At 66.8% G+C, this 22596-nt stretch carries 18 protein-coding genes; 10 read left to right on the top strand and 8 right to left on the bottom strand.

Annotated elements, in window-relative coordinates; all coding sequences use genetic code 11:
- The first annotated feature begins 192 nt into the window (after positions 1-192).
- Positions 193-438, top strand: a complete 246-nt coding sequence (locus G6N20_RS07115) for a hypothetical protein (protein WP_083046366.1) — start codon at positions 193-195, stop codon at positions 436-438.
- Between the two features lie 99 nt (positions 439-537).
- Here the strand turns inward: G6N20_RS07115 and G6N20_RS07110 are convergent, their stop codons facing one another.
- Complete coding sequence (locus tag G6N20_RS07110; protein WP_142271873.1) at positions 538-2094, bottom strand: phospholipase C; 1557 nt, start codon at positions 2092-2094, stop codon at positions 538-540.
- 254 nt (positions 2095-2348) lie between these two features.
- Entirely contained in the window at positions 2349-3425 is a 1077-nt protein-coding gene (locus G6N20_RS07105) for a hypothetical protein (RefSeq protein ID WP_083046365.1), read from the bottom strand.
- A 227-nt stretch (positions 3426-3652) separates the two neighbouring features.
- Here G6N20_RS07105 and G6N20_RS07100 point away from each other — a divergent pair, with 227 nt between their 5' ends.
- From G6N20_RS07100 to G6N20_RS07090, 3 genes are all read left to right on the top strand, one after another.
- Positions 3653-6469: an MMPL/RND family transporter gene (locus tag G6N20_RS07100; RefSeq protein ID WP_083046363.1), complete on the top strand. Its 2817-nt coding sequence runs from the start codon at positions 3653-3655 to the stop codon at positions 6467-6469.
- A 184-nt stretch (positions 6470-6653) separates the two neighbouring features.
- The gene (locus tag G6N20_RS07095) at positions 6654-7337 is read left to right on the top strand and encodes a cutinase family protein (RefSeq protein WP_372516397.1); all 684 of its coding nucleotides are present in this window, start codon (positions 6654-6656) and stop codon (positions 7335-7337) included.
- Between the two features lie 232 nt (positions 7338-7569).
- Positions 7570-9000, top strand: coding sequence for a WS/DGAT/MGAT family O-acyltransferase (locus G6N20_RS07090; RefSeq protein WP_083046362.1), 1431 nt, complete (start codon positions 7570-7572; stop codon positions 8998-9000).
- A 3-nt stretch (positions 9001-9003) separates the two neighbouring features.
- Here G6N20_RS07090 and G6N20_RS07085 read toward each other — a convergent pair whose 3' ends face one another.
- From G6N20_RS07085 to G6N20_RS21750, 6 genes are all read right to left on the bottom strand, one after another.
- Positions 9004-9387 (bottom strand): DUF5073 family protein, encoded by a 384-nt coding sequence (locus G6N20_RS07085; protein WP_083046361.1) that lies wholly within the window; start codon positions 9385-9387, stop codon positions 9004-9006.
- A complete protein-coding gene (locus G6N20_RS07080; RefSeq protein ID WP_083046360.1) occupies positions 9387-10175 on the bottom strand; it encodes a heavy metal-binding domain-containing protein in 789 nt (262 codons plus the stop codon). The genes G6N20_RS07085 and G6N20_RS07080 overlap by 1 nt, the downstream gene beginning before the upstream one ends.
- A 237-nt stretch (positions 10176-10412) precedes the next feature.
- Positions 10413-10913 carry a hypothetical protein gene (locus G6N20_RS07075; RefSeq protein WP_179961521.1) on the bottom strand — a complete coding sequence of 167 codons (501 nt, stop codon included), beginning with the start codon at positions 10911-10913 and terminating at the stop codon, positions 10413-10415.
- Between the two features lie 617 nt (positions 10914-11530).
- The gene (locus G6N20_RS20775; RefSeq protein WP_232065451.1) at positions 11531-11839 is read right to left on the bottom strand and encodes a group II intron maturase-specific domain-containing protein; all 309 of its coding nucleotides are present in this window, start codon (positions 11837-11839) and stop codon (positions 11531-11533) included.
- A complete protein-coding gene (locus G6N20_RS21755) occupies positions 11767-12159 on the bottom strand; it encodes a reverse transcriptase domain-containing protein (protein ID WP_197745497.1) in 393 nt (130 codons plus the stop codon). The genes G6N20_RS20775 and G6N20_RS21755 overlap by 73 nt, the downstream gene beginning before the upstream one ends.
- Positions 12101-12904: a reverse transcriptase domain-containing protein gene (locus G6N20_RS21750; protein ID WP_197745496.1), complete on the bottom strand. Its 804-nt coding sequence runs from the start codon at positions 12902-12904 to the stop codon at positions 12101-12103. Before G6N20_RS21750 ends, G6N20_RS21755 begins: the two co-directional genes overlap by 59 nt.
- Positions 12905-13683: 779 nt before the next feature.
- Here G6N20_RS21750 and G6N20_RS07065 point away from each other — a divergent pair.
- From G6N20_RS07065 to G6N20_RS07040, 6 genes are all read left to right on the top strand, one after another.
- The gene (locus tag G6N20_RS07065; RefSeq protein ID WP_163662864.1) at positions 13684-15564 is read left to right on the top strand and encodes a PE family protein; all 1881 of its coding nucleotides are present in this window, start codon (positions 13684-13686) and stop codon (positions 15562-15564) included.
- A 152-nt stretch (positions 15565-15716) separates the two neighbouring features.
- Positions 15717-16961, top strand: coding sequence for an amino acid deaminase/aldolase (locus G6N20_RS07060; RefSeq protein WP_083052241.1), 1245 nt, complete (start codon positions 15717-15719; stop codon positions 16959-16961).
- A 139-nt stretch (positions 16962-17100) separates the two neighbouring features.
- Positions 17101-18306: a M28 family metallopeptidase gene (locus tag G6N20_RS07055; RefSeq protein ID WP_083052244.1), complete on the top strand. Its 1206-nt coding sequence runs from the start codon at positions 17101-17103 to the stop codon at positions 18304-18306.
- The gene (locus tag G6N20_RS07050) at positions 18303-19589 is read left to right on the top strand and encodes a D-arabinono-1,4-lactone oxidase (RefSeq protein ID WP_083052247.1); all 1287 of its coding nucleotides are present in this window, start codon (positions 18303-18305) and stop codon (positions 19587-19589) included. Before G6N20_RS07055 ends, G6N20_RS07050 begins: the two co-directional genes overlap by 4 nt.
- 192 nt (positions 19590-19781) lie before the next feature.
- Positions 19782-21068 (top strand): D-arabinono-1,4-lactone oxidase, encoded by a 1287-nt coding sequence (locus tag G6N20_RS07045; RefSeq protein WP_083052266.1) that lies wholly within the window; start codon positions 19782-19784, stop codon positions 21066-21068.
- Positions 21069-21215: 147 nt separating this feature from the next.
- A complete protein-coding gene (locus tag G6N20_RS07040; protein WP_142272217.1) occupies positions 21216-22580 on the top strand; it encodes a wax ester/triacylglycerol synthase domain-containing protein in 1365 nt (454 codons plus the stop codon).
- Positions 22581-22596 lie beyond the last annotated feature (16 nt).

Here is a 22596-nt window from a genome sequence, read left to right as displayed (position 1 = left end):
CAACGCAAGCCCCAAGACCGGCGGCCCCCGGTGTCAGCGGCGGGTGCGCACCCGGCAGGGGATAATGGGTTTGACATCCCATCCACGGGGTACTCGCCGGGTATCTGCGATCGTGGGGTCGGTCCAAAATCGCACGTCAACCCCGTTCCCGCCGAGGTGGGTGGCGAGGACCGGCCCGAGAGGAGGCCAGGAATGAACGTGAAAATGCTCGCGGGAGCAGTCACCCTCACCGGCGCGCTGGGCGCCGCCGCCTTCGGGTTCGGTGCCGGCGTGGCGTCGGCCGATCCCGGGCCACGCATACCTGGCCCGCCGGGGCCGAATATCGACCATTGGATCAATTGGCGCCCGGTGCCGCCCGGACAGATCAAGAAGGTGTGCCCGTGGCAATCGCCGCCCGGTCATTGGATCGGTGGTCCGCACGGGATACCGTGCACCTGAGCCAGGCGACCGCTGCTCGATAGTGCTGGCACTGAAGGGAAGCTCGGTTCGCTTGCCCGACAACATGTTTGGCCAGCCCGATCGGCCGTTTGCCAGGCGCTAGCAGAGACCGCTGGGAATCCCGCGTGTCGGCGTGGTTTCCTGGCTGGGCATGGTCTGCGGGTAGGGCACCCGGTACGGGATTCCACGATCCACTATCCACAGCGCAGCATTGGGCACACATTGCGGCACCATTGAAAGCGCGTGCAGCCCAGGGTAATCGAGGTTGGGGCGCGATGAGTTCGGCGGGACCGCGAAGTTAAAGGCCGACGTCATGTCGCCGGTCACACCACGACGCCATGCCGTCAGATTGGGAACCGGCACCCCGAATCGGGTTTCGAGCAACCGCAGTTGCGAGGTGTGGTCAAACGTGTCATGGACCATCTGCGGGCCGCGGCTGTAGGGCGAAACGACGATACAGGGGACGCGAAAACCCAAACCGATCGGCCCGCGGATGCCGCCCGAACCCGGCACCTTGTCGATGTCAGGCACCGTGACGTATTCCCCGGGTGTCCCCGGAGGCGCGGTGGGCGGCACCACGTGGTCGAAGAAACCACCGTTTTCGTCGTAGCTGATGATCAGCGCGGTCTTTTCCCAGACCGCGGGATTGGCGAGCAACATTCGCAGCACGTTCGCAATGGCGAAGGCACCTGCCGCCGCTGGGAAGCCGGGATGTTCGGACTCGACGACGTTGGGCACCACCCAAGAAACCTGCGGCAGCCGGCTGGCCAAGATGTCGGCGGCGAAGTCGGCGGGGTAGGTCGGGGTCAGGCCGAAGCGGGCGAGATCCGACCTGGGATCGGCCGATTGCTTGAAGTACTCGATGGCCCCGCCGTAGCTTGCCAGCGACGAGATGTACGGTCCCAGGCTCTTGCTGCGGTAGACCTTCCAGCTGATGCCGGCATCGCTGAGGTTCTGCGGCATGATGCGCCAACTGAACCTCTGAGTCGGTAGGGCATAGGGGCTCTCCAGTTCCGGTCCACCATGCACGCCGTCGGGGTCGAGGGTGGCGCTGAGCCAGTACAGCCGGTTGGGCAGCGTCGGTCCCAACACTGAGCAAAAGTACCGATCGCAGAGCGTGAACGCGTCGGCCAGCAGGTAGTGGATCGGAATATCTGCGCGTGTGTGATAGCCCATCGTCGTCGGCACGATGGCCCCCGAGCGGGTCCGCGCCTGCGCCGGCAGCCAGTTGTCGTTGGCGCCGCCGTTCCAGGAGTCGTGCATCGCGACCCAGCCGTGGTCAGGGGAGTTGACGCACGCACCTTGCAACAGGGGACCCCGGGTGGTGTCGAAGCGGTAGGGCAGCGTCACACCGGCGGGGTCGAGCGCCTGCGTCATCGGGTTCCAACCCTTCTGCGCAAACAGCGGCGACGCGGTGTCGAACCCATCGGTACCCGAGAGCGTGCCGAAGTAGTGGTCGAACGACCGGTTCTCTTGCATCAACAGCACGAAGTGCTCGATGTCGGTCAAATGACCGGAACACGGCCCCGCCCCGTAGGCCTTTTCTATTAACGGACCGAGCAGCGACATTGACGCCCCGGCGGTGCCGACGGCAGCAGCCTTGGCCAGGAATTGCCGCCGCGACATTCCGTCGAATCGGCCGCCGCTCACCGCCATGACTTTCTGCCGCATCTCCGATCGCACATTTCAGCTCAAGGTAAGGGACTACGAGTCACCAACCAACGCGCCAAACGGCGTGTCGCGCGGCGATTTCCAGGCGTGCGCCAACCGGCGGTCAACCCTTGCCGGTCTTCACCGGCCTCGGCGCGTGACTCGATTTGGCGCCTTGGGCGTGAAATGCGCTGCGGTGTCGGAAGATTGAGCCGCCGCCGAGGACTTGGCTGACCAGCCGCGCACCGGCAAGACGCCGGTCACGGGGTGGATAGCAGCAGCATGACGCGGCCTGCGGAAGACGCCTGGGGGAACGCGGCTTCGTCGAAGCCATAGTACTTTCGCTGATCGGCGGTGATGTCGTCGATCACTTTGCCTGTCGCCTTGAGCGCGCCGCCGCGCACACCGGCCATCATCCCCTTGAAGTCGGGCACCGACATCGCTTCGGCGAGCAGCAGCGCCTCACCACCGGACGGCAGCGCCACAAGAACCCCCGCGCCCGCGTGGTTGTTTCCGCCACGACCGGTGCCTCCCGGCGCCCAATACACCGGGTTGGACACCACCGTGCCTTCCACCCGCCGATACTGGCCGGGGTTTGCCGCGTCCGCAACGATCACCACCGGCAGGCCCGCAATGGTGCGCTGGTCGTTCAACCACATGGCAACCAACGGAATGCAGACGATCGCATACATCAACACCACCAGGACCAGCACCGGCTTCCAGGCGATCTCCCAGCCCAGACGACGTTGTGAGATCGACGATTCCCGCAGCTGGTGCTCGAGCTGGCGGCGGCCGAAACGAAAGACATACCAAGCCACTATGCGCGCCAGCGCCATGCAGGCGAGAATGATCAGCCCGACAACGCCGCACACCCGGAAATAGAACGTGCTGTCGCCCTGGTTGTTGGTCGCCGCCAACATCACGGCCGGGATCGGCGCCGTCAGCAACAGCAACAACGCGTAGGACGGGTGGCTGGTCAGGTAGGAGTAGGTTACCTTCCAGGCCCTGTTGCTGCCGTACACGGTTGCCGGTCCGATGTCGGCATGTGTCAGCGGCGTCCAGGAACCCTGCGCCACCCGCGGCTTTACCAGGGAGCGCACGAAGGAGAACCCGAAGATCAGCGCGACCACCAATGCTCCCCAGAAGACCCCGCCGAGCCGTTCGCCGGTGCCGGGCACGCCGAACGCGCCGTGGATGTCGATGACCTTGCCGATGAAGAAGGTCATCGGCATCACGAAGAACAGTTCCGTAAGCCACACTTGGATGAGCTGGGGGATACGTGAGCCGATCCGGTCGAACGCCAGCACTTGCCGCCATAGGAAGCGCAGAACGCCCATGATGGGAGACACTATCGAGTCGGGGACGCAGGTGACCAAGATTTCGACGGTTGCGACCAAGCCGGCCGCAGGGCACACGCAAACCACTGACGAGCAGGTGACCCAAGTGGTTGAATTAGCCGATTCGACCGGTGATTACACCGCGACGTCCAACCAGGCTAAGGTGGTACCCCTGTTGAACGCCACCGCCGTGACGTCCGACCCGCGGCGCGGTTGAGGTTCATGCCGTGATTGCCCGCATTGTCCAGCGCTACTCGCTGTTGATCGTCGGCGTCTGGGCGCTCGCGGCGATTCTCGGCAATAGCTTTGCCCCACCCCTCGAGCAGCTCATCAGCATCGAGGATCAACCCTTCGCGCCGTATCGCACGGCCACTTCCCTTGCCGTGCAACGGTCGGCGGAGGCGTTCGCCCAGGGGCCCGGCGACAACATCGGATATGTGGTGCTGGAACGAAACGGGGCCCTCGATGACCGCGATCGGGCCTTCTACGATCGACTCGTCGCGACTCTGCGCGCTGATTCCCACCATGTCGTCGAGGTCACGGACTGGTGGGGAGTCCCGGCCAACGCGGCCGCGGCTGTGAGCGATGATCATCACGCGGTGATCGCCAGCATGCGTCTGGCGGGCATGGTGGGAACGTCGCGAGCCAGGGAGTCGATCACCGCCGCGCGCGCCATCGTCGCGCAACTGCACCCGCCTGACGGTCTTCAGGTGTTTATCACCGGTCCCGGCGCCACCATCACCGACGAGTTCGCGGCGATCGACAGACACACCCAACTCATCACGGCAGCGACAATCGCGGCCCTGTTGATTCTGTTGTTGATCGTCTACCGTTCCCTGATCACGGCGCTGGTGCCGCTGGTGTCGGTCGTCATGGCGCTAGCCGTGGCCAAGCCGATCGTTTCGGTACTCGTCGACCGCGAGGCCATCGGTGTGTCGCTGTTCGCCCTCGAACTGAGCATCGCGGTGGTTGTCGGAGTTGGGACCGGCTTCGCGATCTTCCTGATCGGGCGTTATCACGAACGGCGAAGGCAAGGGATGGCCGCGGCGGACGCGTTGGCGGAGGCCTACCGCGGTGTGATGCCGGCGATCATCGGCTCGGTACTGATCGTGGTCGCGCCGCTGGGTGCCATGGGATGGCTGGACCTGGCCCGGATCAGCATGTTCGGGACAACCGGAATCCTTTGTTCGATCGGTGTTCTCGTCGTGGGCGTGGCCGCGCTGACGTTGACGCCGGCCCTCATCGCGCTGGCTGGGCGCCTCGACCTGGCCAAGCCGCCGCGACGCAAGCGGACCCTGCGCCGATCGCGGCGCATTGGTACCGCGGTGGCGCGTTGGCCGGCGCCGATTTTGGTGGGTAGTGGCGTATTCGTCCTGGTTCTGATGATCGCCCTGCCCGGAGTCCCCATCGGTTGGGACGAAGCAGCGGCGACCCCGGCGTGGGCCGAATCCAACCGGGGCTACCAGGCCGTCGATCGCCATTTCCCGCCGAACCAACTGCTGCCCGACGTCGTCACCATCGAGACCGACCACGACGTCCGCAATCCCGCAGGTCTGACCGCCATCGAAGGAATAACCGCCGCAGTCATGGCGATTCCCGGCGTGCGCATGGTGCAGTCAGCGAGCCATCCCAGCGGGATGGTCTCCAAGCAAGCTGCCATGACAGCCTCGGGGGGAAATATCGGCGATCGGCTCGACGAATTCTCCGACCAGCTCGCGTCCCGGGGGGCAACTTTCACCAATCTCGGAGCCGCCGCGGATGACATGGTGACAGCGGTCGATTTGCTTCAGAATGGCATCCAACAGGGCAGCTACGGGGTTGGCCAGGCGAGTTTGGCCGTCCGGCTGATGCAGGAAGCGGTAGCCAAACTGCGGGACCGCGCGGCCGACGTGTTCGATATTTTCGACCCGCTGCGAAGTTTCGTCGCGGCCATACCAGACTGCGGGACAAACCCGGTGTGTTCCGCCGCCCAAGAGGTGGTGCAGTGGGCAAACACCGTCATCGACGGCGCCACGAAGCTGGCCGATGCGGCCGGACAGCTCGCGAGGGGGATTGCCGATGCCGCCTCGGGGGCAACCGGTCCATCCGACCTGCCGAACGCCTTGAACAGCGTCGGCGGTCAGCTGGAGGAGATTCGCGCGTCGGCGGCGGGCTTGAAAGCGGCACTCACCAATGTCGGCCCAACGCCACTACGAGAGCTCCCCGGCTACTTACATGAGCTTGCCGCTGTTTCCCATGGGGGACCCGGGGTGGACCTCTACGCCTCCCGGACGATCCTGACCGACCCCAACATGCGCGTGGTCTTGAACCATTTCGTCTCACCGAACGGGCACGCGACGCGTCTGTACGTCTACGGCGACGGGCACGAATGGGGTAGCGATGGTGCCCAACGCGCCCGCGACATCCTGGCTGCCGTGGCGCAATCGACCGAGGCAGGCACGCTCAAACCGACCGCCGTTGAGCTCACGGGGGTGGGGCCGGCCACCCGGGATCTGCAGGACCTTGTGGGTGGTGACCTGACCACCTTAGGGGTCATCACGCTCGCCGTTATCTTCGCGATAGCCGCACTACTGCTGCGGAGTCCGCTTGCCGGGCTGGTCGTTGTCGGCACCGTCTCGACGTCGTACGTCTGCGCGCTGGGCGCCAGCGTCGTGATTTGGCAACGCATGCTCGGCCAGGAGTTGCACTGGTCGGTGCTGCCGATCGCGTTTGTCTTGTTGGTGGCCGTGGGTTCGGCCGGCAACCTACTGCTGGCCCTACGGATCCGCGAGGAACTTCCTGCCGGACCGCACGTCAGCATCATCCGAACATTCGCCGCGACCGGCGCGGTGGTTACTACCGCTGGAATCGTCGTTGGCACAACGATGTTCGCGCTAGCGACGAGTAGTGCGCTGGCGGTGGCGCAGATAGGCGTCACCGTCGGCATCGGGTTGCTGTTGGACGCCCTCGTGGTGCGTGCATTCGTCTTACCGGCCGTGATGGTGGTGCTGAGCCGCTGGCTCTGGTGGCCGCGACGGCCTCGCAGTTCGACCGCCGACGCATAGGGTGGGGCACGCCGGGCGACCGCCCCCACCGCTCGGGACGGCCTAGAATCGGCGAATCGCGCGCTGCAGGGACCTTCATCGAGCGCGCGAACGGCTAGTCCGCCGGGTTCAATGACCTAGCGGCAGCCGACCGGAATCGAGCGTTCCCCGTTTGGGGAAGGTACACAGAGGGCATTATTGACTGGTGAGCGTATTCAACATCATCCGACTCGGCCGTGCCGCGCTGGTCACAAGCTGGGCACTGCCGTTTGCTTTTGTCCCATCCGCATCCGCAACCCCAGCCGCACCCGACGGGTCCTGCTCGGACGTCGAGGTGGTGTTCGCCCGCGGCACCGGCGAGCCACCCGGCGTCGGTGAAATCGGACAGACGTTCATCGACTCACTGCGGTCGAAGATCGGCGGCAAGTCCGTGGGGGTGTACGCGGTCAACTACCCGGCGACCACGGATTTCCCCACCGCGATGTCCGGCATCAGCGACGCCGGCTCGCACATCGAGCAGACGGCGACAAGCTGTCCCAAGACCAAGATGGTGCTCGGCGGATACTCCCAGGGCGCGGCGGTGATGGGCTTTGTGACCTCGGCGGCCATCCCGGACGGGGCACCCGAGGACGCGCCCAGGCCGATGCCCGCCGAGGTTGCCGATCACGTGGCCGCCATCACGCTGTTCGGAACACCGTCGGCTCAATTCATGAACTCACTGGGCGTACCGCCGATCATCATCGGCCCGCTGTATGCCGAAAAGACCATACAGCTGTGCGCAAGCGGCGATCCCGTCTGTGACAGCGGAGGCGATTGGGCAGCCCATAACGGATACGCGGGCGACGGACTGGTCGAACAGGGAGCGAGTTTCGCAGCCAGCCGTCTGTAGCGGCGATCGGCAGCGATCGAAGTCCCATGCGGGCTACACGCTTTGGGCGCTACCTTCAGTGCGGCGACTTCGTGACGGCATGACCGGTCGCCGAAGCGGTGGTGTCGTCTACGGCGCGGCCACCAACAATTAACACGAAAACGCTTCTCCGAGGCTGGCTCTCTTCGTCGCACGTCCCTAGACTTTGATGGGGGTCGGACGTTTCTGCACTGACTAGTCGGGTGGGGCGGCTATGGAACGACTCAGCGGGCTCGACGCATTTTTTCTCTACCTGGAGACGCCGACGCAACCGTTAAACGTGTGTTGCATAGTGGAATTGGACACGTCGACGATGCCGGGCGGCTATACCTATGGCCGGTTCCGCGCCGCCCTGGCCAAGCACGTGAAGGCGGTTCCAGAATTTCGGATGAAGCTCGCCGATACCCAACTGAATCTCGATCATCCGGTGTGGGTGGACGACGAGAGCTTCCGACTGGGACGCCACGTGCGCCGCATCGGTCTGCCCCCACCAGCGGGACGCCGCGAGCTCGCCGAGATCTGCGGCTATCTCGCAGGGCTGCCGCTGGACCGCGACCGTCCCCTGTGGGAGATGTGGGTGATCGAGGGCTGCGCGCGTGCCGACGCGGTGGCGGTGATGCTCAAGGTGCACCACGCGGTGGTCGACGGGGTCGCTGGGGCAAACCTGCTGGCCCACCTGTGCAGCCTGCAGCCCGAAAGGCCGGAACCGTTGCCGGCTGGTGGCCCCGGTGGCGGCAGTGCGCTGCAGATCGCCGCGAGCGGATTGAAAGGATTTGCCCTGCGGCCATTGCGATTGGCGGCGCTGGTGCCGGCGACCATGCTGACGCTGGTGCAGACGGTGCTTCGCGCGCGCGAGGGCCGCACCATGGCGGCACCGTTTGCTGCACCACCGACCCCCTTCAACGGCTCGTTGAGCCGACACCGCACTATCGCGTTCACCCATCTCGACATGCGAGACGTCACCAGGGTCAAGGACCGGTTCGGGGTGACCATCAATGACGTCGTGGTGGCCTTGTGCGCCGGGGTGTTGCGACGGTTCCTGCTTGACCGCGGCGAGCTGCCCGGTACTCCGCTGGTGGCCACCGTGCCCGTGTCGGTGCGCGACAAATCTGACCGGCCCGGGCGAAATCAGACCACCTGGATGTTCTGCCGGGTGGAAAGCCAGATCAGCGACCCCGCTGAGCGAATTCGCACCATCGCCGCCAGCAACGCCGCCGCCAAGGACCACATCGCCGCCATCGGACCCACCTTGCTGCACGACTGGACCCAGTTCGGCGGCCAGACGATGTTCGGCGCGGCCATGCGCGTCCTGCCGCGGATCCTGCTGACCAGCAGCCCGGTCTACAACCTGATCCTGTCGAACGTGCCCGGCCCGCGGGAGCAGTTGTACTTCCTGGGCTGCGGAATCGACTCGATGTATCCGCTTGGCCCGCTGCTGGGCGGCGCGGGACTCAACATCACCGTCATGTCGCTCAACGGGGGACTGGGTATCGGCATCGTCTCCTGCCCCGACCTGCTGCCGGACCTGTGGGGCATCGCCGACGGGTTTGCCGATGCCCTCAAGGAGTTGCTAGAGTGCGGCGATGATCGGCCCGGACGCAGCGGTGAGCAGCCGGAAGACAGTGATCTGTCTGGTGGACAATAACTTTCAGTATCGATAACCGGTGCTGGCTGCCAGCATCTCGACGGCGGCGTCGATGTTGGGGATGACGGTCGCGCCGTATCGTGCCACGATCTGCCCCAGCGCGCGGGCGATGTGTGGGCCGACGGCGTCGGCGGCGAGGATGTCCTCGGCGATGACGACGCCGTTGACCATGTGTCCGGCGAGCAGCCGTCCATCGTGGGCGATCTCATAACGCCAGTCGCCGATCTGGATTCGCTCGGGATGCGATCGGAACAGACCGCGCCGGGCGGGCGTGTGAACCACGCCCGGAAGTCCGGCGAACACGTTCACCACCAGCGCGACTCCGCCCGGGCCTGCGAGCGCGGCCGCGACGGTGCGGCTCACTCGGTCGAGGTCGAAATCCACCATCAGTTGTCCATCGGCAGCACGAACGACGGTGTGATGGTTTCCCCGCTGCCGGTGCGGCGTACCGCGGTTCCCGCCGTGTAGAACTCCACCGTGTGCAGTCCCCACGCGTAGTTCGAGACGGAGAAGTGCACGCCCACCACGCCGGTCGCGCCGTCTCGCTCCGCCTCGCTTTGCATGCGTGACATCGCCAACTCACGGGCTTGGTAATTGCCTTGGGTCCATTGCGGCATCTCCATATTGCGGCCGATCTGGCGAAGCGTTTGCATGAACCCCTGCACGGCGATGTGGAACACGCAATTGCCCATCACGAAGGCCACCGGCGCGAACCCCGAGCGCAACAAGGTCACCATGTCCTGACCGGAGAGGTGGCTGGAGAACGCCTGTCCGTTGGGACGGCGAAATGCCCCGGGTTTGGGGGTGTACCGCACCGCCGTGCCGACCGCCATGAACTCCAGATGCTCGCCGCCCTCGCCGTGATGGCGCCAGGTGAGCCGGACGCCGACGATCCCGTCCGCCTTGAGTGCATCGGCTTCGGCCTGCATGCGTGCCATCGCATTCCAGCGCGCCCGATAGGTCGCCTCGGTCAAAACGCCCAATTCCTGTTGCTGACGCATGCCGCTGAACTGGAAGCCGACGTGATAGACGGAGACACCCATCACCAACTCCATGGGTTCGAACCCGGCCCCGTGCAGCAGCGCGAACTCGTTGATCGACAAGTCCGACGTCCATGACTTCTCCGCGTGCGATAGCCGTTCGCTGGCCACCGGATCGAGCGGGCCTGGTTGCATTGGCGAGGATCCCTTCTGCGCTTTGCGACAGCGTACCTAGCGGGTGGGTGTGATTGCCCGTTCCCGACAGTTTTGCTCACCGGTGACGGGTGCGCGCCCCAATTAGCCGTGCGCGGCGCACGATCGAGCGTGCGGGCACCATCGCGCTCCAGACTCTTCGCGAGGGCCCGGCCGTGCGCGGCGCAGTCTCCGGCGCCGGAGCAGATCGGGTCGTTGGGCGATTGGCGGCCGAGCTTGTCAACTCTCAGGTCGGGCGGTGGGGGGATGGTGCGCGCGAGCGGTCCCGCGATGCCCGCGCACCAGCGAGGTCGCGGCACGCAGGATGCCGCGAAGCGCATACCCTGCGGTCACCACCGACAGCACAATCAGCGCGATGAACGTCGGTAGCCAATTACCGCGGCTGTGGTTGACCTCCCACCAGACGATCGTGAACAACAGCACACAGATCAGCAGCACGACATCGCGCCAATTGCCCCGATAGGACATCGCCGCCTTGCGCATCGCGCGACTCCGATCGGCGGCCTCGACCAGGTCGTCGATGCGGTCATCGATCGTGCGCTGCAGCTCGGCGCGCCTCGTGGTGGCCTCCGGCGGGAGCCGGTCGAGCAGGTCCATGTCCTGCTTGATCAGCGCTCGGTAGTCGGGCCCTCTGAATTGCCCGGCCGCAAGGGCCAGCATTGCACCGCCAAACACCGGCGCACTGTTCAGCGCGATTTGTCCCAGACCCACAACGTTCACTCCTGTGTCGGTTTGTCATACATTGGCCCGTTGAGAATCTCTGAACTCGGGTAACGGATCAACCGCGATGGCGGTGTGCTGCTCGCCGATGTCGGGTGACAGACCCGGACCGGCGCCGCCGGGATGAGCGCCACGCGAGCGGCCGTGGCCGTTGGTCAGGCTCGGGATCTGTTCTGGCGCAGTGAAGTTGGCGGCCACCGCCGGTACTGTCAGGACAACCGATTCGACCGGTCGCTGACCGACCAGTTGGCGCCGGGTGGCTGCTGGCGATCGTTGCGCTCAGCGAAATCGAAGCCACCCCAGCACGGTTCCTGGTGCCACCCGGTGAGCTACCTGCCGCATTAGCCGAATTCGAGCCGCGTGGCATCGGCCAAGGGCACGGCTCTACCTGGTTGCTGGCGCGGACGTGACGGGGCAAATTTGTGACGGCACAAGCGGATATCCCGTCGCTACGGGCGCTGGGCTAGGGGTGCGCGCTTCCGCGCGTGGGCGGCAGCGCAACACCATTGGTAGTCAGGGGCGCGGTGTCCGCAAAGCGGATCCGTTTCCCCATCCCCCTTTCAATCCGTGCGTGCGGTTTTCCCGCACACGGCTTACCGATGATCTTCTGAACATGGTTACGCTGCCTTCGGGTAGCGGATGGTGCCACGCAAGCGGTGCAGGCCGTGCCCGTTGAACCACGCTTCGGTCCACTGATCGGCTTGTCCAGCACACAGATTGCGGCCCCGCTTCTTGACCATCAAGCGGAACAGCCGCCGCACCACGTACCGGTCGATCTGGCCGAATTTCTGGGCGGCGTTGCCGGTGCGAAAGTAGTTACCCCAGCCGCGCAGGATCGGATTCAATTCCGCAATCACGTCACGGATATCCAGCCCAACCCGATTGCGGCCGGTGCGATCACGCACCTTGGCCCGTAATCGGACCATCGCGCGCTGCGAGGCCAGCGCTGCAGGTAGTAGCGCACAATACGGCGCTGCTCCCACAGCCGTCCCGACATGCGAGCCCGGAAGTGACAGCCCAGAAAATCCAGACCGTCGCGACCCTCCCTCAGATCGACCACCTTCGTCTTATCCGGATGCAGCCGCAACCCCAACGACGCCAGGATTTCCCCGACCGCCGCCAAGGCGTGCTCGGCTTGCGCCGCGCTGCGGCACAACACCACCCCGTCATCGGCGTAGCGCACCAACTCACCCACCCCACGGGCGGCCAGTTCGGTGTCGAGCAGATGCAGATAGATGTTGGCCAACAGCGGCGAGATCACCCCCGCCCTGCGGTGTGCCCGCGACCGTCCGCTGGATCACCCCTTCGACCATCACTCCTGCCTGCAGCCACAAGCGCAGCAGTTTGAGCACCCGCCGATCCGAGACCCGCCTACCCACCTCAGCAAGTAGACGCTCATGGTCGATCTCGCCGAAGAAATTAGCGATATCGAACTCGACCACGAACTGGTAACCCTCGATGAACCCGGTCCGCAAGCGTTCCTTGGCCATCGTCGCCGACCTCCTCGGCCGAAACCCATACGAGCACGACAAAAAATCCGCCTCGAAAATCGGTTCCAACACAATCTTGGCCGCCGCCTGGACCACCCGGTCTCGCACCGTGGGAATCCCCAACGGCCGCAAACCACCCTGTGGTTTCGGGATCTCCACCCGACGCGCCGGCGCCGGACGGTAACGACCCGTGCGAAGGTCACAGCGCAACTCACGCAACATGCGGTCCACGCCGTAGTCCTCCACCGCAACCAGGGTGATCCGATCCACCCCGGCCGCGCCTTTGTTGTTGCGCACCCGTTCCCACGCCTCCCACAGGACGTCACCCCTGTAGATACGGTCATATAGGGCATGGAAACGCCGACCCTCAGACTGCTTGGCCGCAGCCCATAGCGCCCGTTGCAGTTGTCGCACTTTCACCGGCGAGACCACCAACGGCTCCTCGTCGGCTACGGCAAGCGATGGCTTGCCGGGGGAATTGGACCGAGCAAACCCGGTCATGCCCTTGCGCTTACCCGCTCCGCGCGCGTGATCAAAGCAGGGGCCCTTCCCTCCCGACGTGTCTCTCACGCCGATCAGCGGTACTACGACCCCCTCGGACTCCCGCTGCTCTCCAAGGGATTTCACCATCGGCTTATACCCCTGGTCTTTGCCCGACGCAGGCTGAGCAGACGGGCCTCTCCTGTTCCCGACTGAACTGTGTGCACGTGCCGCTCCCCGTACCCCGGAAGGACCCGCCGAGCTAACCCCGGACCAGGGCTCGACGAACATAGGCCTTCGCCGTGACATGAGCGGCTCGGCTCCTCCGTTGTAAATCTGACGAGGCTGCAGGACTCGCACCTAACGGCACTACGGCCCGCGCACTTGCTCCCTCCAAAGAGGCTCTTGACACCCCGCTTAGCCCGCCGCCTCTCAACGACGAACCGGGGCCTGCTACCCGGCGCTCCGGTGCCTACCGGGACGGGACTCACACCCGCTAGTTCAGTCCAACTTGCAGGACGCAACATGAGATCATTGTACTGCTATACCGTTGGCGGCCAACGGCATTCGGTCGGCGTCACATGCCCCGTCGGCCAACGCTCGGGCGCGGTGGCAGTCCAGGCTATTGGCCATATCGCAACCAATCCACCAACGTGTGTTGACCGTGCACCTGGGGTCGGTGACATGCGGCACGGCGTCGAACGGAAATGCGCGATGTAGCGCCTTGATCGGGATACTCTTTGCCGAGGGTTCGATGGTGGTCGGCGGTGGCCGGGTCAACGGGTCGCGGGAGGTCCCTCATGTCGTATCTCATTGCGTCGCCGGACTTGCTGGCGGCGGCGGCCACGGATTTGGCACGGCTTGCGTTGTCGATCAGCGCTGCCAACGCGGCGGCCGCGGCGCCGACCACGGCGCTGGTCGCGGCGGGCGCCGACGAGGTGTCGGTGGCCATCGCGGCCGTCTTCGGCGCGCATGCCCAGGCATATCAGTCGCTGAGCGCCCGGGCGGCAATGTTTCATCAACAGTTCGTGCAGGCGCTGACCGCCGGCGCGAGCTGGTACACGCTCGCCGAGGCCACCAGCGCGCAATCGGTGCAACAAGACCTGCTCGACCTGATCAACGCACCCACCCAGGCCCTGCTGGGCCGGCCACTGATCGGCAACGGCGCCGACGGGCTGCCGGGTACCGGACAAAACGGCGGCGACGGCGGGATCTTGTTCGGCAACGGCGGTAACGGCGGGTCCGGCGGTCCCAACCAAAACGGCGGCAACGGCGGCAACGCCGGGCTGTGGGGCAACGGCGGCGCCGGCGGCGCCGGCGGGAACGGCACCACCGCCGGAGTCAACGGTTTCAACGGCGGCGCCGGGGGCATGGGCGGGCTGCTGTGGGGCAACGGCGGGGCCGGCGGCAACGGCGGCAACGGCGGTCCCGCTGCACTCGTGGGCGGCGTGGGCACTACCGGCGGGGCCGGTGGGAACGGCGGCGGCGCCGGGTGGATTTACGGTTTCGGTGGCCCCGGCGGCAACGGCGGGGTCGGCGGGGCGGCGCCGACGACCGGCCCTTCACCGGGCATCTTGCCGGCCGGCGGCGTCGGCGGGCCCGGGGGTGTCGGCGGCGCCAGCGCCCTGGCGTTCGGTTCCGGCGGCGCCGGGGGAATCGGCGGGGCCGGCGGGCTGAGCGATTCCACCGTTCAGAGCATCGGCGGCTACGGCGGGCAGGGCGGCAACGGCGGGCAGGGCGGTCTGCTGTTCGGCAACGCCGGAGCCGGCGGGGCCGGCGGCGTGGGCGGGGCCGGCGCCGGCAGCAAGGCCAGCTTCGGCGGCCACGGTGGCTCCGGCGGCACCGGCGGCGCCATCGGGCTGATCGGTTCCGGCGGGGCCGGTGGCAACGGCGGAACCGGTGGTAGTGGCGGAGACGGTGGCGCCATCGAAGGCGGCGGGGGCGGCGTCGGTGGCCTCGGCGGGGACGGCGGCCCGGGCGGCCTGCTCTACGGCACCGGCGGGGCGGGCGGGAACGGCGGGCTCGGTGGCACGGGGGGCACCGGCACTCCCACCGGCTTTGCCGGTTCCGGCGGTTTCGCCGGCTCCGGCGGCAACGCCCAGCTGATCGGCACCGGCGGCATCGGCGGCAACGGTGGTGGCATCGGCACCGGCAGCACGGCCTTCGTTCCGGCCAGTCAGCAGCCGGTGGGCGGCAACGGCGGCAACGGCGGGCGCGCCGGGCTGCTGTTCGGCACCGGCGGCATGGGCGGCAACGGCGGAGCCACCAGCGTCGGCGGGACGCTGTACGCCAGTGGCGGCAACGGCGGTAACGGCGGTTTGCTGTGGGGCAATGGGGGCACCGGCGGCAGCGGCGGCGCCGGCGGGGCGGGCAGTGTGGCCAACGGTGGCGCCGGTGGCAACGCGGCGTTTCTGTTCGGCAACGGCGGCGCGGGCGGGTCCGGTGGCGCCAACGGCATCGGCTCCGGCGGGTCCGGCGGGCTGGGTGCGTTTCTGTTCGGCAACGGGGGCGCCGGCGGGGGCGGTGCCCCCGCCGGAATGGGCGCCGGCGGCACCGGCGGCAACGCGCAACTGATCGGCAACGGCGGCAACGGCGGGCCCGGCACCGGTGGCGCTGCCGGCGGCGCCGGTGGTTTGGGCGGATTGCTGTTCGGCCAAAACGGCGCGCCCGGCGCGCCGTAACCGACCCATCCACCGTCTGGGATCGTCGAAATTGGGCACCCTGCACAGAGCTTGCTCGATTTGCCGTCAATCCGCACAACCGCGCGCACTGACCCCGATCGGTCGGGCACACGGTCTGTAAGAAGCTGCGCATTGTCGGTTATGGTGACGGCGTGCACGAGGTGACCGGTCGCGAGCAACGTTCCGACGGGTCGGTCAGGCTTGATGTGCAGGGCCGGCTGAGCCGCTACCAAGATGCGTTCGCGGAGCTCGATGCGCCGTTCGCGTTCGTCGACCTCGACGCGATGTGGAGCAATGCCGAGCAAATGCTCGCGCGCGCGGGTGACAAGCCGATCAGGGTGGCGTCGAAGTCGTTGCGCTGCAGGCTGATACAGCGTGAAATCCTCGACGCCAATCAGCGTTTCGACGGGCTGATGACGTTCACGTTGGCGGAGACGCTGTGGCTGGCCGGCCACGGCTTCGAGAACCTGTTGCTCGCCTATCCCACGACCGATCGGGCGGGCCTGCGCCAGCTGGGCGAGCTCACCGCCGAGGATCCTGACGGGGCGCCGATCGTCATGGTCGACAGCGTCGAGCACCTCGATCTGATCGAAAACGCGACCGACAAGCCGGTGCGGCTGTGTCTGGATCTCGACGCCGGCTACTGGCGTGCCGGTGGGCGCGTGAAGATCGGCCCCAAGCGCTCGCCGCTGCACACACCCGAGCAAGCGCGCGCACTGGCCGTGGAGATCGGGCGGCGGCCCGCGCTCAAGCTGGTCGCGTTGATGTCCTACGAGGGCCACATCGCGGGCTTTGGCGACAAGGTCGCCGGTAAGCACGCCCAAAACGCCGTCGTCGGCTGGATGCAGCGCAAGTCGATCGCGGAGTTGCGCGAGCGCCGCGCCCGCGCCGTCGAACTCGTGCGTGAGGTCGCCGACCTCACGATCGTCAACGCCGGCGGCACCGGTGACTTGCAGCTGGTGGCACAGGAGCCGGCGATGACCGAGGCGACCGCCGGTTCGGGGTTCTACGCACCGACGTTGTTCGACTCGTATTCGACGTTCACCTTGCAGCCGGCGGCGATGTTCGCGCTGCCGGTGTGTCGCCGGCCCGACGCGAAAACGGTGACCGCGCTTGGTGGCGGCTACATGGCCAGCGGAGTTGGCGCGAAGGACCGCATGCCAACGCCCTATCTGCCGACCGGGCTCAAGCTGGACGCGATGGAAGGTACGGGCGAGGTGCAGACGCCGCTGCATGGTGACGCGGCCCGGCGGCTGAAGATTGGCGACAAGGTCTACTTCCGCCACACGAAGTCCGGCGAACTGTGCGAGCGGTTCGACCGCCTGCATCTGGTCCGCGGCGCTCGGATCGTGGACACCGTCCCGACCTATCGGGGTGAGGGGCGGACGTTTCTTTGACGCCGACATTGGTGCGGACCGGACGTGAACCCTCCGCTGGGTGTGGGCGTGCCGGCGTGCCGCCAGGGCCTACGATGCTCACCGGGCAGATGTGGCGCGGCTCGCAGACACGGTTTCAGGCGCGCGAAAAGGAGCTGGTATGACCGCGATGACCGCACCGCCAACCGAGCTGGGCACCCTGCGCGAGGTCGTCGAGGCGCTGGCGCCGATCGAGCGGGTCGCCGGTGAGCCGGGCGAGCAGCGGGCGGCGGCGTGGATCGTCGAGCGCCTGACCGCGGCGGGCGCGCAGCACGCGCGCATCGAGGAGGCGCAGTACCTCGACGGCTACCCACGACTGCACGTCAAGCTGGAGGCGATCGGGGTGGCTGCGGGCGTCGCCGGGTTGGTCAGCCGCCGCTTGCGCATCCCCGCCGCGATCGCGGGTTTGGGCGCGGGGCTGGCGGTCGCCGACGACTGCTCCAACGGGCCCCGGTTTGCGCGCAAGAGCACCGAAAAGCCCCGCACGACCTGGAATGTGGTGGCCGAAGCCGGTGATCTGGAGGGAGACCGCACGGTCGTGGTGTGCGCGCATCACGACGCGGCGCACAGCGGCAAGTTCTTCGAGGCTCACATCGAGGAGTTTTTTGGTGAGCGCTTCCCCGGGATCGTCGAGCGCATCGACACCCAGTTGCCGAACTGGTGGGCGCCGATCCTGGCGCCCGTGCTTGCCGGTATCGGCGCCTTGCGCGGCAGCCGCCGGATGATGCTCGCGGGAGCCTTGGGTAGCGCATTAGCGGCCGTGTTGTTCGCCGACATCGCTCGCAGCCCGGTTGTCCCGGGAGCCAACGACAATCTCTCCGCGGTGGCACTGTTGGTCGCGCTGGCCGAGCGGCTGCGCGAGCGACCGGTGCAGGGCGTGCGCGTGCTGCTGGTGTCCCTTGGCGCCGAGGAGGTGCTGCAGGGCGGGATCTACGGTTTCCTCGAGCGCCACACACCCGAACTCCACCGGAACCGCACCTATTTTCTGAACTTTGACACCGTCGGCTCGCCCGAGCTGATCATGCTCGAGGGTGAGGGCACCACCGTCATGGAGGACTACTTCTATCGACCCTTCCGCGATCTGGTGATCCGGGCCGCGGATCGCGCCGATGTGCCGGTGCGTCGGGGCATGCGGTCGCGTAACAGCACCGACGCGGTGCTCATGAGCCGCGCCGGCTACCCGACCGCGTGCTTTACCTCGATCGGCCGCCACAAGTCGCTGCCGAACTACCACCAGATGTCGGACACGCCCGAAAACCTCAACTATGAGACGGTGGCGCGGGCCGTCACCGTAGCCGAATCCGTGATCAGGGAGTTGGTGCGATGACTCAGCGCTGGAGCAACTGGGCCGGCGACCAAATCTGCGCGCCGTCGTCGATCGTGCGGCCCACCTCGGAGGCCGAGCTCGTCGACGTGGTCGCCCAGACGGCGCGGAAAGGCGAGCGGGTGCGCGCGGTTGGCACCGGACACTCGTTCACCGACTGCGCCTGCACCGACGGAGTCATGATCGACATGACGGGCCTGCAGCGGGTCGTCGACGCGGATTCCACGACGGGTTTGGTGACCATCGAAGGCGGCGCAACGCTCCGTGCGCTGGGACCTCAACTGGCTCGGCATGGTCTGGGACTGGCCAACCAGGGTGATGTCGACCCGCAATCGATCACCGGTGCGACCGCGACCGCGACGCACGGAACCGGGGCCCGCTTCCAGAACCTGTCGGCGTGCATCGACTCGCTGCGACTGGTCACCGCCAGCGGGGACATCCTGAGCCTGACGGAGGGCGACGATTATCTGGCGGCGCGCGTGTCGATCGGCGCCCTCGGGGTGATCTCACAAGTCACCCTGAGAGTCGTGCCGCTGTACACGCTGCACCGCGATGACAAGAAACGCTCGCTGGCGGAAACCCTCGCGCGCCTCGACGAGCTCGTCGACGGCAACGATCACTTCGAGTTCTTTCTGTTCCCCTACGCCGACGCGGCGTTGACGCGCACCATGCGCCGCAGCGACGAGGAGCCCATCGCCACGCCGGCGTGGAAACGCACGATCAGTGAAGACTTCGAAAACGCCGGGCTCAGCCTGATCTGCCAGACCGGCCGGCGATTCCCCGGGGCGGCGCCGCGGCTGAACCGGCTGCTGACCAGCCTGGCATCGGACTCCACGGTGTGCGACCGCGCCTACAAGGTCTATGCGACCCAGCGCAAAGTCAGGTTCACCGAGATGGAGTACGCGATCCCGCGTGAGCACGGGCCGGAGGCGGTGCGGCGCGTCGTCGACCTGGTGCGCCGTCGCAAACTGCCGATCATGTTCCCCCTCGAGGTGCGTTTCTCGGCCGCCGACGACTCCTTCCTGTCCACCGCGAACGGCCGTGACACCTGCTACATCGCCGTTCACCAGTACACCGGTATGGAGTTTGAAAGCTACTTCCGGGCCGTCGAGGAAATCATGGACGAGTATGCGGGCCGCCCGCATTGGGGGAAGCGTCACTACCAGAGCGCCGCAACGCTGCGCGATCGTTATCCCGATTGGGACCGCTTCGCCGCCGTCCGCGATCGTCTTGACCCCAACCGTGTCTTCCTCAACGACTACACGCGGCGGGTGCTCGGCGCCTGACGCGGGATGCCGCAACCGGCGGCCACCTCGTCGCACCAGCCGGGTCCAACGCAGGCGCCAACCCAGACGACGAAAGGCCCGAACTTGAGGGACCAAAGTCCTTGGCTGCCAACATCGCGCTGACATTGACCGGCCCACATCGATACCTTTGTGGCCGGCTACGGTGCCGCCGCAAACAAGGGAGCTGGTGCAATGACCGCGAGGTGGAGCAACTGGGCGGGCGATCAAATCTGCGCGCCGTCGTCGATCGTGCGGCCCACCTCGGAGGCCGAACTGGTCGAGGTGGTTACCCGGGCAGCGCACAACGGTGAGCGGGTACGCGCGGTCGGCACCGGGCACTCGTTCACCGACTGCGCCTGCACCGACGGGGTCATGGTCGACATGACCGGCCTGCAGCGGATCGTCGACGTGGACACGGCCACCGCTGTGGCGACGGTCGAGGGCGGCGCCAAGCTGCACCCACTGTTCGCGCAGCTCGCGCAACGCGGGTTCGGGCTGGAGAACCAGGGTGACATCGACAAGCAGTCGATCACCGGCGCGACCGCGACCGCGACGCACGGCACGGGGGCGCGTTTCACCAATGTGTCGGCTCAGATCGTCTCGCTGCGGCTGGTCACCGCCGGCGGTGAGGTGCTGACCCTGTCCGAGGGTGACGACTACCTGGCGGCGCGGGTGTCGATCGGCGCCCTGGGGGTGATCTCGCAGGTCACCCTCAAGGTGGTGCCGCTGTTCACGTTGCATCGCGACGATGAGCTGCGTCCGCTGGCGACGACCCTGCAGCGGCTCGACGAATACGTGGACGGCAACGACCATTTCGAGTTCTTCGTATTTCCCTACGCGGACACGGTGCTGACGCGCACCACCCGGCGCAGCGACGAGCAGCCCAGGCCGGTGCCTGCGTGGAAGCGCACGATCAGCGACGGCTTCGAAAACGCGGGGCTGAACCTGATGTGCCACACCGGCCGGCTCTTCCCCGGAATGGCGCCGAAACTGAACCGGGTCATGACCAGGCTGATGTCGGAGTCGTCCGTGCAGGACCACGGGTGGCGGGTGTACGCGAGCGCGCGCAACGTGAAGTTCACCGAGATGGAGTACGCGATCCCCCGCGAGCATGCGCGCCCGGCCGTGGAGCGCGTCATCGACCTGGTGCGCCGTCGAAACCTGCCGATCATGTTTCCCCTGGAGGTGCGCTTCGGTGCACCCGACGACGCGTTCCTGTCGTGCGCCTACGACCGGGAAACCTGCTACATCGCCGTGCACCAGTTCACCGGCATGGAGTTCGAGTGCTACTTTCGCGCCGTCGAGGAGATCATGGACGAGTACGCGGGCCGGCCGCATTGGGGTAAGCGCCATTACCAGACCGCGGCCACGCTGCGCGATCGTTATCCGGCCTGGGACCGCTTCGCCGCGGTCCGCGACCGCCTTGACCCCAACCGTGTCTTTCTCAACGACTACACGCGGCGGGTGCTCGGCACGTGATGCGGTGTGTCGCACCGGTGGCCGCCGGACACCGTTCGGTTGCGCGTTGACCAATGGCCCGATCTGCAGGGACCAAGGTCATCGGCCCGCACGATCGTGCTGACGTCGGCCGGCGCCGGTCGTACGTTTATGACCGGGAGCGCACAGATGCCCGAATTCATGCGCAACAGCGACGCCTTCACCTGGGCGATGGACAGCGATCCGCGGCTGCGGTCGACCGTCGTCACCCTGGTCCTGCTCGACCGTGCGCCGGACTGGGGCGAGGTACGCCAACGGTTCGACCTGATGAGCCGCAAGCTGCCGATGTTTCGCCAGCGCGTGCTGACCTCCCCGCCGCCGGCTCCACCCCGGTGGGAGTATGACCCAGACTTCGACCTGGACTACCACATGCGGCGAGCGGCCGTCTCCGGATCCGGCACGTTCGCCGATGTGCTCGAGGCGGCCCGACTGGCGGCCATGCAGGATTTCGATCGGGCCCGGGCGCTGTGGGAGACGACGCTGATCGAGGGTCTGCAAAACGGTGGCGCCGCGGTGATCTGCAAGTTCCACCATGCCCTGACGGACGGAATCGGGGGCGTCCAGATCGCGATGAACCTGTTCGGGCAGTCCCGAAGGCCGCACCGCCAGGGCTCGGCACCGCCGGCCGAGCCGGCGGTGCCCAGGGGGCCGCTCGGCCGGTACCGCGACGCCTGGCGCTATGACACCGCATTGCTCGGCAGTGCGGTGACCGGCACGGTCACGTCGGCACCCCGACTGATGTACCACATGGTTCGGCGGCCGATCGCAACGGTTCGCTCGGCGGCGGCCGACGCCGCGTCGGTCTATCGAACGGTTCGGCCCATAGGTCGCACCGGGTCTTCGCTGATGAAGGACCGCGGTCTGATCCGTCGCCTGGGGGTGCACGAGGTGTCGCGGCCACGTTTGCTCGACGCCGCGCATCGTTGCGGCGGCGCACTGAACGATGCGTTTGTCGCGGGGGTGGCCGGCGGGTTGCGTCGCTACCACGAGAAGCATGGTGTCGTGGTGGGCGACCTGCACCTGGCCATGCCGATCAGCCTTCGGACAACGACCGACGAAATGGGCGGCAACCGAATCACATTGATGCGCTTCGATGTTCCCGTGGGGGAGGCCGACCCGGCCCGGCGGATCAGGGCGATCCACGAACGCGTCAGGGCGGTCCGCCACGAAAGATCGCTGCCCCACACCCAATTGATCGCCGGTGTTCTCAACCGGGTGCCGCGGTGGTACGTCGGCTCGATCCTTCGCCACGTCGATTTCCTGGCCAGCGACGTGCCGGGCATCCCGGTGCCGGTCTTCCTGGGCGGGGCCGCGGTGCTCGCGCAATACGCGTTCGGCCCGACGATCGGGTCAGCGGTCAACGTCACGCTGCTGACCTATGTCGATACCTGCGCCCTGGGCATCAACGTGGACGCCGCCGCCATCCCGGACTACGAGGTTTTTCACGACGCCCTGGTGGCCGGCTTCGACGAAGTGCTGGAGCTGGCAAGCTGATTGAGGCTTACCATCG

The sequence above is a fragment of the Mycobacterium shinjukuense genome (genome assembly GCF_010730055.1).
Taxonomy (GTDB): Bacteria; Actinomycetota; Actinomycetes; order Mycobacteriales; family Mycobacteriaceae; genus Mycobacterium; species Mycobacterium shinjukuense.
The sequence above is the reverse complement of the archived record's forward strand: the minus strand, read 5'-3'. Positions and strand labels throughout refer to the sequence as shown.